11 protein-coding genes are annotated in these 14804 nt (G+C 34.0%); 9 read left to right on the top strand and 2 right to left on the bottom strand.

Features of this window, described 5'->3' with window-relative positions; translation table 11 throughout:
• The first annotated feature begins 113 nt into the window (after positions 1-113).
• The 6 genes from DM397_RS04825 (at position 114) to DM397_RS04800 (ending at position 6655) form a co-directional block, all read left to right on the top strand.
• Positions 114-2099, top strand: a complete 1986-nt coding sequence (locus DM397_RS04825; protein WP_111376454.1) for a GAF domain-containing hybrid sensor histidine kinase/response regulator — start codon at positions 114-116, stop codon at positions 2097-2099.
• Positions 2100-2175: 76 nt separating this feature from the next.
• Positions 2176-2541 carry a response regulator transcription factor gene (locus tag DM397_RS04820; RefSeq protein ID WP_111369569.1) on the top strand — a complete coding sequence of 122 codons (366 nt, stop codon included), beginning with the start codon at positions 2176-2178 and terminating at the stop codon, positions 2539-2541.
• Complete coding sequence (locus tag DM397_RS04815) at positions 2541-3755, top strand: YaiO family outer membrane beta-barrel protein (RefSeq protein WP_111376453.1); 1215 nt, start codon at positions 2541-2543, stop codon at positions 3753-3755. The genes DM397_RS04820 and DM397_RS04815 overlap by 1 nt, the downstream gene beginning before the upstream one ends.
• Position 3756: 1 nt before the next feature.
• On the top strand, positions 3757-4578 hold the full coding sequence (locus DM397_RS04810) for a hypothetical protein (protein ID WP_111376452.1): 822 nt from the start codon (positions 3757-3759) through the stop codon (positions 4576-4578).
• A gap of 11 nt (positions 4579-4589) precedes the next feature.
• Complete coding sequence (locus DM397_RS04805) at positions 4590-6020, top strand: glycosyltransferase family 2 protein (RefSeq protein ID WP_111376451.1); 1431 nt, start codon at positions 4590-4592, stop codon at positions 6018-6020.
• Positions 6021-6025: 5 nt separating this feature from the next.
• Complete coding sequence (locus DM397_RS04800) at positions 6026-6655, top strand: response regulator (RefSeq protein ID WP_111376473.1); 630 nt, start codon at positions 6026-6028, stop codon at positions 6653-6655.
• Here DM397_RS04800 and DM397_RS04795 read toward each other — a convergent pair.
• Positions 6652-9669 carry a sensor histidine kinase gene (locus DM397_RS04795; protein ID WP_162615460.1) on the bottom strand — a complete coding sequence of 1006 codons (3018 nt, stop codon included), beginning with the start codon at positions 9667-9669 and terminating at the stop codon, positions 6652-6654. The genes DM397_RS04800 and DM397_RS04795 overlap by 4 nt on opposite strands.
• Before the next feature lie 165 nt (positions 9670-9834).
• Between DM397_RS04795 and DM397_RS04790 the strand changes: the two genes are divergently transcribed.
• The 3 genes from DM397_RS04790 to DM397_RS04780 all read left to right on the top strand — a co-directional run bounded on the left by DM397_RS04790 (position 9835) and on the right by DM397_RS04780 (position 12025).
• Entirely contained in the window at positions 9835-10389 is a 555-nt protein-coding gene (locus DM397_RS04790) for an NAD(P)-binding domain-containing protein (protein WP_111376449.1), read from the top strand.
• A 132-nt stretch (positions 10390-10521) separates the two neighbouring features.
• Positions 10522-11334 carry a helix-turn-helix domain-containing protein gene (locus DM397_RS04785; RefSeq protein ID WP_111376448.1) on the top strand — a complete coding sequence of 271 codons (813 nt, stop codon included), beginning with the start codon at positions 10522-10524 and terminating at the stop codon, positions 11332-11334.
• A 79-nt stretch (positions 11335-11413) separates the two neighbouring features.
• Positions 11414-12025, top strand: coding sequence for a DUF417 family protein (locus DM397_RS04780; RefSeq protein ID WP_111376447.1), 612 nt, complete (start codon positions 11414-11416; stop codon positions 12023-12025).
• 333 nt (positions 12026-12358) lie between these two features.
• On the opposite strand, the gene DM397_RS04775 is transcribed toward DM397_RS04780, so the two are convergent.
• Positions 12359-14782 carry an ABC transporter permease gene (locus DM397_RS04775; RefSeq protein WP_111376446.1) on the bottom strand — a complete coding sequence of 808 codons (2424 nt, stop codon included), beginning with the start codon at positions 14780-14782 and terminating at the stop codon, positions 12359-12361.
• Positions 14783-14804 lie beyond the last annotated feature (22 nt).

Here is a 14804-nt window from a genome sequence, read left to right as displayed (position 1 = left end):
GTCCAAACAGTAATACTTAAGTCTTTTAGGCCATAATTTTATGATAAACTCTTTGTTGAATAAGGGTTTTCTACTATTTTGCTTTATCTTTATACTTTTACCACGCCGAAGAAATGAACAAGAATTACCCCATTCCAGAAAACGAACTACAGCGTTTAGCGGCCCTAAAACGTTATAATATACTTGATACACTTCCTGACGATGCTTTTGATGATGCCACAAGGCTTGTTTCTTACATCTGTGGTGTGCCAATTGCTCATATTTCTTTTATTGATGAAGATAGACAATGGTTTAAATCGGAGATAGGAATAGGAGTTTCTGAAGTGCCGAGAGAAATCACTTTCTGTAATTACACCATTTTGGATACTGAAATTGTGGAAATCAACGATACTCATATCAACGAAAGATTTAAAGACGATCCCAATGTTACGGGAGGTTTCAATGTAAGATTCTACGCAGGAGTACCGCTTACAACACCAGATGGTTACAATATTGGAACCATTTGTGCTATTGATCATGTTGTGAAAGAATTGAATGATAATCAACGTAATGCACTTTCGATAATTGCAAAACACGTTATAGCGCAGTTAGAATTAGGTACAAAAAACAATCAGTTATATACCCAGAGAAAAATTGCAGAGCGTGCTGTTTTTGCAAGAGACAGTTTCTTGGCCAATATGAGCCACGAAATCAGAACGCCTTTAAACGCTATTATTGGTTTTACAGATCTGCTTGCGCAAACAGATCTCAATGATACACAGCGCGATTATATTGGAAGCGTTCAGATTGCCGGCGAAAATTTGCTTTTGATTGTAAATGATATTCTGGACCTTTCAAAAATTGAATCTGGAAATTTGACAATCGAAACCGAATCTTTTAATTTGAAGAAAACCTTAAGACATGTCTATAGTTTGCTGAAAGTTAAAGTGCAGAAAGAGGTTGAATTTAATCTTTTTCTTGATGCCGAATTGCCAGATATGGTCATTGGAGACCAAGGAAGACTTAATCAGATATTGGTGAACCTTATTGGGAACGCGCTTAAGTTTACAAATGAAGGAGAAGTAACGGTTTCAGTCAAGAAAATTGAGGAAACAGAAGATAGTTATTCGTTTAAATTTTCTATAAAAGACACAGGAATCGGTATTCCTAAGGATAAACTTGAAACTATTTTTGAACGTTTTACGCAAGGCGAAGAAAGCACAACGCGAACCTTTGGAGGTACTGGACTTGGGCTTAATATTGTTAAGCAATTAGTAGAGCTTCAGAAAGGAGAAGTTCATGTAAAAAGTACTCTAAATCGCGGTTCAGAGTTTTTCTTTACTCTTTCATACAAAAAATCAAATACTGAAGAGATAATTGTAAAAACGGTTTCTAAAAATGATTTAGGAAGCCTTAAAATATTGCTTTGCGAAGACAATGTTTTAAACCAAAAGCTAGCCAAAAGTGTCATTAATAATTTTGGTTTTGATTTGGATATTGCGCAAAATGGCGAGGAAGGCATCGAACTTTTATCTCAAAAAGAATACGATTTAATCTTAATGGACTTGCAGATGCCTGTTAAAGACGGATACCAAACCACAGAATATATTCGAAATGAGATGAATTCCAACATTCCGATTATTGCCATGACGGCACATTCTCTAGTAGGAGAGCAAGAGCGATGCTATAAAGTGGGAATGAATGCTTATGTGCCAAAACCATTTAAACAGACTGTGCTCTTAAAGGCGATAAAAACGGTCATGTCACCAGACGCTGATACGTATCATAAGAGAATTATTGATATGTCTTTTTTGGATGAAATGTCGGGCGGCGACCCAGAATTTAAGAAAGAGATGATAAATCTTTTTGTCGAAAAAATTCCGAATCAAGCAAAGCAATTAGAAGAAGCATTTAAGAAGACAGATTATGACAGCGCAAAAAAATTGGCACATAATATGAAATCGAGCATGGACATTTTTATGCTGCAAGATTTAAGCAATTGTCTGTCGATTATCGAAGAAGAAGCGTCATCTGGCGAATTTACTGCTGAAACATTAGATAAAGTAAATATTTTCGGTTGCGGAATCGAAGAAGTCGTTAAAATTTTAAAAGAGCTATGATATAATAAAAATATGCAGTAGCTTTATAATTATGATGATATAATTTTGGTTTGTCCCAAAGAGAAAAAATTAAAAAATGAGAATTATTGTAGCCGAAGATAATGATATCCTACGCAAATCGTTATCTTTTTTTCTAGAATCTAAAGGATTTAATGTTGATCAGTTTTCTGATGGTAAAGAGGCGCTTGAAGCGATCGAAAAAGAAAACTATGATTTAATCTTGACCGATATAAACATGCCGGGCGTAAGCGGAATGGAAATTACGCAGCATGTTAGAGAAAATCTTAAATCTGATATTCCGGTCATTATATTGACTTCTTCGGGTGTTGAGCAAACCGAGCTTGACTCTTTTGATATTGGAGCAAACGAATTTATTGCCAAGCCAGTAAGTCCGGCTGTACTTTTAGTGAGGATTAATAAATTACTAAAAACCCGAATCTGATGAAGTTTGTATATTATTCTATTTTCCTGCTTTTTATTTCTACAATTGCAATTGGACAAGAAATCAATATAGATGAGGCTTTGGCCAATGCAAAGCGTGAAGCAGAAAAAGAAAATTACGATAAAGCATTATCGATAATTGAGCCTATTCGCGCCAAATATCCTGAAAATGAAGACGTGCAGACTTTTGCAGGACGCATTTATAGCTGGAAAAAAGACTATAAAACTGCTATAAAGATTTTATCTCCAATGGCAGATAGAAACAATCCGAATCCTGAGGCTTTGCAAGCGCTTGTAAATGTGTATTTCTGGACAGAAGATTACGAAAAATGTATTTCGTATTGCGATAAATACCTTGCCATTGATCCAAAATCGGTTGAGGTTTTGAAGATTAAAGCTACTTGCCTAGAGAAATTAAACCGAGATCAGGAAGCACTAGATTTAATAGAAAAAGCCTCTTATATTGATAATAGCACTCAAGCTTTTAGTGGTATACGTACGCTTATTGGACGTAAAGCAAAAAATACAGTTTCGGCTTCTTACTTAAATATTTCGACTTCCGATCCAGGACAGCAACCATTTCATTATGGATATGTCGAATACTCACATAAATTCAGTAAATCGGCAATTGTAGGAAGGGCAAATATTGGAAATATCGGTAGCGAAACCCAAATGTTATTTGAAACCGATTTTTACCAAACCTTTTCAAACAAAAGCTATTTGTATGCAAATGCTGGCGTTTCGACAGGAGAAACCATTTTTCCTGTAGCCAAAGCAGGTTTAGAATATTATTTTAAGCCACAGAAACATTTTGATTTTTCGCTTGGAGGACGATTCATGCATTTTGAGACAGACGATATTACCTTGCTTACAGGACAAGTAGCCTATAATGCTGGAATTTATAATTTTGCGTACAGACCTTATTATGATATTTCGAACGAACTTTTTTCTCATGTTTTAAGCATTCAGCGTGTCAATGAAGAAAAAGAACGCCTTATAAGACTGGAATTGCAATATGGAAACGTTCCGTATCTGTATCTCTACAATAATTTTACAGAGCCATTAAAAGCATATCGTATCGGACTTCAATATCAGCACCGTTTTGGCGATTCATTTTTTGTGCGTCCAATCTTTCTTTATGAATACGAGGAATATATTCCTAGTGAATATCGAAACAAGTTTAATGTACAGCTAATTGTAACAAAACGTTTTTAAAATGAGAGAATTCTGGGAACTATATAAAAACGGCCAGTGGGAAGTACCTTTTCTTACTTTCTCCATTTATCTGTTTGTAGCGGCCTCACTTATTCTATATCTTATTATTGTTGCTAGCAGAAACGGTAAAATCAAAAAAGAACGTCTTAGTAGAGAATACAGTGCTTTGATAGACAAAATTATGTCGGCTGTCATTTTTCAAGATGTTTCTTTTGCCGAAGTAAAAAAAGACAAAAACTTTTTAGTCCTTTTTGACACTTCTTTTTTTAGGGAAGTTTTGACCGAATCTCTTATCAATCTGCACAAAAATTATGAAGGTATATATGCTCAAAAACTAGAACAGTTTTATAAAGAGTCTGGATTGATTAAAGATTCATTTAGAAAACTTAAAAGCCTAAAATGGGAAGTAAAATGTAAAGGAATTACCGAACTGGCAGAGTTTAATATAAAAGAAGCGTTCGATCGCATTATTGTTTATTCTAAAGCTAGAAAAAAAACATTAAAGATTGTGGCATTAAATGCGGCAATTAAACTTGAAGGAACGAAGAGTGTAAACTATTTAGTGGAACATTCAGATCCTATTGATGATTGGATGCAGCTGAATATTATTGGCGCTTTCAAAAAACACGATGTTGGTGATACAGTTGGAATAGAACATTTATTAGAATCGCAAAATACGACAGTAGTGGCACTTGGTTTAAAATTGATCAAAGAGCTTAAACTAACACAGAAGCTTCCTCATGTTGTTCATTTGGCAGAGAATACTTCAAACACTGTAATTAAATACAAAGCACAGAGTCTTTTGCAGGCATTAACAGTATAATTGAACAAGAAATGACTTTTTTTAATACTGAAATAACGTGGTTTTTGGATGTATATATACTCCTTATTCTTGGTTACGCCATACTAATCATGTCTTCTTATTTAGCATTGGCTTATATTTCTACAAAAGAGCTTAGAAGATACCTTAAACGAAACAGTTTTGTCGATTACGATGTGCTGTTGACTAGCGAGTTTGCTCCAAAACTTTCGCTTATTGCGCCCGCATATAATGAGGGTCTTACGATTGAAGAAAATGTAAAATCATTGCTTTCGCTGAATTATAACAATTATCAGGTTATTGTAGTCAATGATGGAAGCAAGGACAATTCGATGGAAATCTTGACTAAAACCTACGATTTGGTTTTAACTGATTTGGAATTTCATCCGAAAATTGAAACCAAAAAAATCAGAGGTATTTATACTTCGAGAAATGCCGCTTTCAAAAAACTGATTGTAGTTGATAAAGAAAATGGTGGTAAAGCCGACGCCTTAAATGTAGGACTTAATATTGCCCAGAATCCGTATGTGGTTTGCATTGATGTCGATTGTATCTTAGATAAAGATTCGCTTTTAAAACTCGCAAAACCATTTTTAGAATCGTATGGAAAACGTATTATTGCCACTGGTGGAGTAGTGCGAATTGCGAACCAATGTATAATAAAAAACGGACGTTTGGTCGAAGTAAATGTTCCAGATGTAATGCTATCGAGAATTCAGGTTTTAGAATATTTAAGAGCATTTCTTTTAGGTAGAATGGCGTGGGGAAAACTGGACGGATTATTGCTTATTAGCGGTGCTTTTGGAGCTTTTGATAAAGAAATTGCCATACTTTCTGGCGGTTACAGCACCAAAACGGTTGGAGAAGACATGGAACTTATTGTCAGAATGCGCCGTTATATGCTGGATAATAAACTGCCATATTCGGTGAGCTATATTCCAGATCCGCTTTGTTGGACCGAAGCGCCAGAAGATTTTAAAATATTCAAAAAACAGCGCTCTCGCTGGATGAGAGGAACAATAGAAACCTTAAGCATTCACCGCAAAATGTTTCTTAATCCTAAATACAAATTGTTAGGAATGCTGAGTGTGCCGTATTGGACTTTGTTTGAATTTCTAGCGCCTGCAATAGAATTTATTGGTTTGGTCATCACTGCAGTATTTATAGTATTCGGTCTTTTAAACTGGCATTTTTTCTTCTTGCTATTGCTTTTTGTGTATACATTTGCAGTGCTCTTTTCTGTTATTGCTTTGTACAGCGAAGAAAAAACCTATCATAAATACCCAAAACAAGCCGATTTTTTCAAATTGCTGATGGCGGCTTTTATTGAACCGTTTTACTTTCATCCGCTTACGGTTTATGCTGCTTTGGTTGGGTATAAAGAAAAAATGATGGGAGCCAAGGGATGGGGCGAAATGACCAGAAAAGGATTTACCAAGAAATAATGAAGATGACAAAGAAGATTTTAATAGTAGATGATCATTTGGTGGTGCGAAATGGAGTTGCCATGATTTTGGAAAGACAATTTGATGATGTTGCCATTTCGAATGCCGAAAATTTCTTTGAAGCCATTACACTTTTAAAAAATCTTCCTTTTGACTTAGTGGTTTTAGATATTAATATTCCAGGCGGAAAAAATACCGATATGATAACCGACATCAGAGCGATTCAGCCCGATGTAAAAATATTGGTTTTCTCTGCCCACGAAGAAGAACAATATGCTTTAAAATACCTTTCTTCTGGCGCCAACGGTTATGTAGATAAACTCTGCAGCGAAGAAAAAATCATGTTTGCCATTACATCAATTTTCGAATCGGGAACGTATATTTCTTCTGAATTGGTTAGTAAATTGGTAAATACTCAGACTAGCAAAAAAACTTTAAATCCGTTGGAAGGTTTATCCAAAAGAGAACTTCAAATTACAGATTTATTGGTTCAGGGAAATGGCAATTTAGAAATTTCAAACCAGCTTAATATTCATATGTCTACCGTGAGCACGTATAAAGCGAGAGTTTTTGAGAAACTAAAAGTCAATAACTTGGTAGAGCTGATCAATTTGTACAAAACGTTTAAAAGTTAATTGTATTCAACCATAATTTCAATTGTAGTTCCCTTATCAATGTCGCTAATAATATTGATGTTTCCTTCAATTAGGATAAGAAGCTCAATAATCATGTGAAGTCCGAGATGATAATTTTTTGAAATCGGATTTTTATAAAAATTGTGATAATAATCAATAAGCTCTTTGCTCATTCCTTTACCGTTATCAATAATTTTTAAGTTAAGAATGTTATTCTGTGTAGTGCATAAAAGTGCAATTCTTCCATTTTTGGTATTTTTTATGGCATTATCAATCAGATTATGAATAATGATGGAAAGCGCTTTTTTGTTTGTTTTTACAAATAAGGCCGTAGGGACATTATTGATAATGGTATTGTTTTCGGCTTCTGCAATTTTTTCAAAAATCTGAATGCTTTCTTCGATGAGTTCATATAAAGAATAACATTCATCTTCCAGTTTTTTTCCTTCAATAAAAATAGAAGAGTATTTGATAAGATTTTCGACATACTCATACAGTTGAGATGTTGATGTCTGTAAGGTTCCTAATTGCTGTTTGAGTTTTGGGTCTTCTTGTATGGTGCTGTTTTCAAAAAGATGTTTTATAGAAGAAGACAAGAATTTCAGCGGACTTTTGATGTCGTGGCTCATGCTTTTAACCAACATTTCGTGCTGTTTAATTTCTTGCTTTAAATTGTTTTCTGCCCTTTCAAGTTTTTTAACGGTAGAGGCCAATTTTTTTGTCTTTTTTGCAATGACTTCTTCTAGTTGCATTCTTTTCATTCTTTGATAATACAAGCGAATGTACCAAAGTGAAATTACAAAACCAGCCGCTAGAAAACAGCAAAGAATGGCAAACCAGATGGTCTGGTAAAATTTTGCAGGCACAACAAGAATTACTGTTTTATAGGCATAATTGGCATCAAAACCAGTAAGACTCCTAAAGGTAAGGTTGTAAGTTCCCGGTGGCAACGTAGTAAAAGATATCGATTTATCAGCTCTCAGCCTTTCCCAGCGGTCACTGCCAATTTTGTCCATTTTTGCTTCGATGGTTAGGTTTTTTGGATTACCATAATAAGGATAAGAAACCAAAAAACTGACTCTTTGAAAGTTGTTTTCTAAGACAATAGTATCTTTTGGGGCAATTGTTTTTTGGTCTAAAATTACTCTGTCAATAAAAAGATCTTTGCTGGGTAATAAAGGAGAGACTTTATTTGGATTAAAGAATACAATGCCATTCATGGACGGAAAAGCAATATTGTTATTTTTAAGAAGATTACCGCATGGTTGGCATCCGCCATTAAATTCGTTGATCAGGAAACCATTTGATTTATTGTATTGGTGGTAGTATATTATGGTATTTTTATTTTTAGAATAGTTGAGCAGCACTCTTCTTGAAACCTGAAAAAGTCCTTTGTTGGTTGATATCCAAAAAAAGCCATTTTTGTCTTCAATGATGCAGTGCGAAGAATTAAGCGAATTTTCTTCGTCTGTTGGGAAAGAATATAAGGTATGATCGGAGTAGAGATAAAAGCTTTTTTCGTATGTGGTAAGCCAAATTTTCTGCTGGCTGTCAATAAAAATACTTCTGATTTTTAATTTTTCAGTATTTTTTTCAAAATGTAGTTTTTGGGTTTTTAAATCATATTCAAATAAACCCTGATCTCCACCCAAATAAAGAGTATTTTCAAGCTGAGCAATATAATTAATGTTCTTTTTGAAAACAGCTTTTAGCGTTAGCGTTCCATTTTTTATAGCATACAATTTGGGTTTATGAAATTCGTCTATACCCATAGAAACCCAGATGGTATTGCTATTGTCTTTGAAAATTGTTTTCGGATTTTGATCAAAACGATAAGTGAGATGTTTTTTGTAGCCCGAGTTTTTTAGATAGCAAAGCACATTTAGGTTTCGGCTGATCCATATATTTTTTTCATCATCAAGGGCAATGTTCAAACGTTCCTCCAAAAAGATACTTTTAGGAAAAGGAATACTGTCAATAACCTTTTTGTCGTTAATAATCAACCCTTCAGAAGTGATAATCGTGCTGTCGCTGAAAGCTTGTGCGGCATAATAAACTTCGGCTCTTTTTATGTTTTTGGTTATAGATTTAAAAGCAGGAAAGGAAATAATGCATAATCCATTTGTGCTGCTTCCTAAATATAGTTTTTTATTTTTCTGATCGAAATAAACCGAAATAATATTGCTCGTTTCAAAATCTTTGTATTCAACAATTAATTGAGTCGTTAACAGGCCATTCTGGTTTTTTAGCTGATAAATTTTATTTTTCACAGAAAGAAAAACCTGTCCAGTAGTAATATTCCAAAAGAGCTTTCGGTTGTTTTCTGACGCTAGTACATTCAGCTTTCCAAACGATTTGCCTTTTTGTGAGAAACAATGATATTCACCATTATCAGCGAGGTAAAAAAGAGAATTATTCAGCGCAAAGAAATTAAAAACATTATCGTTTTTAAAAGCTGTTTTAGAAATGCTTTTCATTCTCGAATCGCATAATTCAACCTTCTCATTGTCTACAAAAAATATATTTCCAGTAGATAGTTTGATATAATAAGGCTCATGCTGATTAATGGTGTAGTTTGAAGGAAGACCATCATGAAAAAAGAAGCGTCTGCCGTTTCGGACTAAACTAGATTTCGGAGCGTTTTTTTTAAGTATCTGAACTTTGGCGTTTCTAATAAATACAAGTTCTTTTTTGCTTTCATTATAACTTGTAAGGCTGTCTTTTTCTATACTTCCGAAAATATCAGTAAAACGATTGTGCTCTAGCGAAGTGTTGGATGAATTGAAAACAAGAAAATTGTTTCCGTCATAACGCACAATACCATTTTCAGTCGTCATCCATATAAAATTATGTTTGCCCTGAACGATTGCCTTTATGCTATTCTGCTGCAGTTCGTTATTGTCCGCAGTGTACCATCTGGCCTTGTAGTTTTGTTGGCAGACCATTTTAGTTGTTAAGAGCAGCAGCAAAAAACAACCATAACGAAAAGAAACAAAAGCCGTCATTTTAGACATCTGACTAATTTTATAGGATACAAACTTATAAAACATAAATTAGAAATTGCCGTTTGTAGTTTTAAATCTACAACGTTGTAGGTGTATTGGTACATTCAGAATAGGCTCTATAAGGGTTTGTAACGCTATATTTGTTTAAAAGGTTAACAACAAAGTTCAAAACAGATGAGGATAGGAGTAATTGGTTTATGCAGTTTTACAATGAATTTTGTGAATAGGGCAGTAGAGGCTGGACATCAGGTATTATTAAGTTCCACACGCGAAAATCGTCAGTTTCAGGATCTGGCTAGAAAAATGGGAGAAAATGTAAAATTGGTAAGCAGAAACGAAGCTGCAAAAGCCAGTATTTTGATATTATTTATTCCGCGTGAAGATGTTGGACTATTCCTAACAGACTTGCCAGACATGAATGAAAAAATAATAATTCACGAGAGCAATCCAATTTTTAGCTTAGAATGCTTGAGGCCAAATGCAAAATCTTCATCAGAAATAATTGCATCGCTATTGCCAGAATCTCATGTTATAAGGGTTCTTAATATAGTTAATCCAGAAGTGCTTTCTATGATAAACCAAAAGCAGAATGGCAACGAAATATTTTATACAGGATTGGATAAACAGGCAAAAGATAAAATAAAAGTATTTTTTAAAAGCCTAAATCTTGCTGGCGTAGATTTTGAAGAATTGTACCAACTTCCAATGCATTCTTGTTTCATGAATTAGAAAATATATTACGAAACCAGCTTTGAATAATTAGAATTGTTCAATCCTAAATGTTCCCAGAAAAGCTAACTTTCTGGGGCATTTTTTTTGGTTTAAATTGTGCAATAGGTCGTTTTGCGTTAATTTAGTAATATGAAAATCGAACTGAAACAATCTTCTTTTCTTCAAAAGGAAATCAACGAACCGTATTACAACATTTTGATGTTTGATGGAGAAGCTTCATTTTCTGTTGATTTGACTGATTACGAGTGTAAAGGAAAATGTCTTTTGTTTTTAACGCCGTACCAGTTATTGCAATGGAAAAGTTCAACAGCGGCTTTTATTAGCGCATTAAGTTTTCATGGGGATTTTTATTGTATTGAATACCATAAAAAAGAAGTGGCTTGCAACGGAATTTTATTCAATGATATTTACAGCGAACCTTTTGTAACAGTTTCCGATTTTATTTACGAAGAAATCACGAGTATTATCGAACGAATGAAAAGGGTAGAAGACTCAGAACTTGATTATGATAACTCAATTCTAAAATCGTATTTGCAGGTTATTTTAGCTTTAAGCAGCAAAGAAAAACAGCTGAAAATGCCACCGAAGATTCAGGAATCTATTGGAAATGCTGATATCTTGAAGTTTCAGCATTTATTAGACACGCATTTTCTAGAAGCAAAAGAAGTCGCTTTTTATGCTTCTAAATACAATTTGAGTGTGAATACATTCAGTAAAAGAATCAAAAAGCATTTCGGAAAATCGCCTTCTCAGCTTATTCAAGATCGCATTGTTTTGGAAGCTAAGAAACTGCTGCATTTGACTACGAAGACTATAAAAGAAATCGCAGACGATCTTAATTTTGAAGACGAATTTTATTTCAGCCGATATTTCAAGAAAAGCGTAGGCATTTCGCCGAAAGAATTCAGAAAAGAAGTTGGCATTTCTATCGTGGCAAAATAGTCCATGAAAACTCCTTTACGTCCATTTTTATCCAGATAAGCATAAAGTAATTTTGATCTGTATTAAAAACATAATCAAAATGGAAAAATTTATAAGATTTATTGCTAGTGGACAAAATAACTTTATTCACTTTTTAAGAATTGCCATATTTGTTGTAATGGCTTGGATTGGCGGATTAAAAGCCTTTAAATATGAAGCTGACGGAATTGTGTCGCTTGTTGCGAATAGTCCGTTTATGAGTTTCTTTTATAAAGATGCTAATAAACAAGTTGTGAATGATGAAGGTAAAACCGTAAAAGCCTACACACTTTACAAAAACGTTGAAGGTAAAACTGTTGAGAAAAACATTAAATGGCATGAAGCCAATGGAACTTATATTTTCTCTTACGGATTAGGAACTGTTATTGTTACGATTGGTTTGTTGGTTCTTTTAGGAATTTGGTATCCTAAAATGGGCTTTTTGGGCGGACTTCTGACATTCGGAATGGCGTTTGTAACCTTATCATTTTTAATCACAACGCCAGAAGTTTACGTTCCAAATTTGGGCGGAGATTTTCCAACACCAGAGTTTGGTTTTCCGTATCTTTCTGTGGGAGGGCGCTTGGTTCTCAAAGACATTATCATGATGAGCGGCGGATTGATTGTAGCTTCAGACAATGCAAAGAAAATTTTAAACCGTTTTTACGCTTAATTTGTCTTGAAAAAGAAAGACTCAATTAGTAACATAAAATTAAATAGGAACTGAATTAATTCGGTTCCTATTTGATTTTTTGATGCTATTCATTCCGTAGGAATGTATGATTGGTAGATTTTTTTAATTGGATTTACAGAATACGTTCCGTAGGAACGTTTGATTATCTTCACAACATTTATTCCGCAAAACAGGTGTCCCTACTGGACACTATGCAAAAACGCAACTATTTTTTTCTACCGACGAGATATTCCTGCCGGAATATAATTTTATAAAAAAAAAGCTGCGCAAGGGCTCAGACTTGCACAGCTTTTTACAAAAACTCAAAACTAATTATTCATATTTTAAATATTTCAGGACATCGACTTTTGTTGCCTGATACGCTTTTGCTAAAACAATGCATAGCGTTAAAAACAATAAAAGCAAAAAGGAAAGTAGAAACGGCAGCATCGGAATTTCGATTCTAAAGGTAAAATTATTCAGCCATTTCTGCAATAAAACATAGGCAGGAAACACGGCAATAAGAAAACCTATTGCACAATACACTACATATTGTTTAGACAGTTCTTTCAATAAGATATTGGTCTCTGCGCCCAAAGTTTTTCGAATCGCAATTTCTTTCATTCTTCTTTGAATGGAATAAGATGCGAGAGCAAAAAGTCCAAAAAGGGCAATAAGAATCACAATTACATTGAGCAGAGAAAATAAATTTTTCTGCTTCACATAAGACTCATAAGTTCTAGCGTATTCTTTATCTACGAAATCATATTGAAACGGATATTCGGTATCGACTTTTGATTTCCAGAATTTTTCAATTTCAGCAATACTACTTTGAATCTGATCTGCTTTTAATTTTACGTAAATGCGATTCATTTCATTGGCCATATCTAGAGATTTTATATGATAAAAAGTAATCGGCGGAACATCGACTTCTGGACTTAAAAGATTAAAATCTTTTACCACGCCAATAATCCTCATTTTCTGATTCCCAATTTTGATCTCTTTACCAATAGGATCTTTTATCTGCATTAAACTCAATGATTTTTCATTAACTAAAACAGAATTTATAGTGTCTGAAGCTATGTTTGGACTAAGATTTCTGCCTTTTATTACTTTTATATTAAGCAGATTTAGCATGTCATAGTCAAGTCCGATGGCTTTTTGTTTGAAAAGCACATCTCGATACCATATTGGCCATTGCGAATCGTCGGCTCCATCAAAAGAAAGAAGACCAGTTGAAACTTGTTCAACGCCTTTAATTTTTGAAAGTTCTTGCTTTATGGAATTATATCTTTCAAAAATGTTCTTTCCAACATTCTCTCCTTGATAATACGAAGATGGCAGATTTAACGAAATTGCCATAACTTGATCGCCTTTAAAACCAAGATCTTTGTTGCTTAGATATTTAATTTGCTGATAGACAATTACAGAACCAATGATAAAAAAGGAAGCAATGGCAAACTGAAAAATCAGCATTCCATTTCTAATCCAAACGCCGCTTTTACTTCGAGCATAATTGCCTCTTAAAACTTTTAAAGTCTCAAAATTAGCAACATATAATGCTGGAAATATTCCTGCAAACACAATGGTTATTAAAAAGACTAAAATCAACTGAAGATAAAATTGACTTTCGACTATTCTTAGATTTTTTTCTAAAAAAGAATTGTAATAAGGAAGCGCAATTTCTACAATCATTAACGCTAATAAAACCGAAAAAGCAGTCATCAAAACGGTTTCAAAAATGAATTGCCAAACAATCTGGTTTTTGGAAGCACCCAATACTTTACGAACTCCAACTTCCTTAGCTCTTTTAATCGAATTTGCCGTTGCCAAATTGATATAGTTGACAATGGACAGAATAAGAATTAAAACTGACAAGCATGCCATAATTACCAAAAACTGATAATTTCCTCTTCCTTCGGGATAACCGTCGGTTACAGAATGCAATCTGGCAGATGAAAGCGGTTCCATCAAAACCTTGAAACTTCCCATTTTCTTGACCATTTCTGCAGGTGTAAAACCCGCTTGTTTGGCGGTTCTTACAATAACCTCGTCATAAAACACTTGATCCAGCATTTTTCGAGTAGATTCTACTTTTGATGGATCTTTTAGTTTTACTAATACTTTTAGAACAAAAAGACCCGGATTTTTAGCAGGATCTGCCAAGTCTTTCATGCGGTTTATCACTATGTTTGGTGCGATCGATGAGTTTCCAGGAATGCGATAAACACCTGAGATTGTAAACGTAGAATCCAAACATTTGATTTGTTTGCCTATTGGGTTTTTATTTCCAAAAAAACGTTCTGCAAGTTTCTCTGAAATAGCAATACTATTTTCGTCTTTTATAGCCGATTTGGCATTTTCATATATAAATTCAAAAGGAAAAAGAGAGAAGAAATCTTTTTCGGCATTTATGATTTTGTCTACAAATTCCTTTTGTCCATTGTAAACCACTTTATCTTTTTGATACCATTCATCTGCATAAACAACAGTTTCTACGTTGTGATCATTTTCTAAATGAGGTTTTAAACGCACAGGATTATTTGCAGTAACTGGCATATCGCTTAATTGCGCTAATATCTGATAAACATGATCTTTCTCTGGATTCCAAGCATTGTAGCTGTGTTCGTCATTCCAATATAGAAGTGCGAAAATTAGGCCTGAAATTCCTATTGATAATCCAAGAACATTGAGAGCAGTAAAAAGTTTACTGTGTTTTAATTGATAGATAAATATATTGATCCAGTTTCTTAACATTTTATTGGTGTTTTTTGGTTTG

This window comes from Flavobacterium nitrogenifigens (assembly GCF_003254565.1).
GTDB lineage: Bacteria > Bacteroidota > Bacteroidia > Flavobacteriales > Flavobacteriaceae > Flavobacterium > Flavobacterium nitrogenifigens.
This window is presented reverse-complemented; position numbering and strand designations above follow the sequence as displayed.

Excerpts from the sequence above, each read along its gene's own strand:
- DM397_RS04825 (WP_111376454.1), top strand. The coding sequence starts at position 114 with ATGAACAAGAATTACCCCATTCCAGAAAACGAACTACAGCGTTTAGCG.
- DM397_RS04820 (WP_111369569.1), top strand. The coding sequence starts at position 2,176 with ATGAGAATTATTGTAGCCGAAGATAATGATATCCTACGCAAATCGTTA.
- DM397_RS04815 (WP_111376453.1), top strand. The coding sequence starts at position 2,541 with ATGAAGTTTGTATATTATTCTATTTTCCTGCTTTTTATTTCTACAATT.
- DM397_RS04810 (WP_111376452.1), top strand. The coding sequence starts at position 3,757 with ATGAGAGAATTCTGGGAACTATATAAAAACGGCCAGTGGGAAGTACCT.
- DM397_RS04805 (WP_111376451.1), top strand. The coding sequence starts at position 4,590 with ATGACTTTTTTTAATACTGAAATAACGTGGTTTTTGGATGTATATATA.
- DM397_RS04800 (WP_111376473.1), top strand. The coding sequence starts at position 6,026 with ATGACAAAGAAGATTTTAATAGTAGATGATCATTTGGTGGTGCGAAAT.
- DM397_RS04795 (WP_162615460.1), bottom strand. The coding sequence starts at position 9,669 with ATGTCTAAAATGACGGCTTTTGTTTCTTTTCGTTATGGTTGTTTTTTG.
- DM397_RS04790 (WP_111376449.1), top strand. The coding sequence starts at position 9,835 with ATGAGGATAGGAGTAATTGGTTTATGCAGTTTTACAATGAATTTTGTG.
- DM397_RS04785 (WP_111376448.1), top strand. The coding sequence starts at position 10,522 with ATGAAAATCGAACTGAAACAATCTTCTTTTCTTCAAAAGGAAATCAAC.
- DM397_RS04780 (WP_111376447.1), top strand. The coding sequence starts at position 11,414 with ATGGAAAAATTTATAAGATTTATTGCTAGTGGACAAAATAACTTTATT.
- DM397_RS04775 (WP_111376446.1), bottom strand. The coding sequence starts at position 14,782 with ATGTTAAGAAACTGGATCAATATATTTATCTATCAATTAAAACACAGT.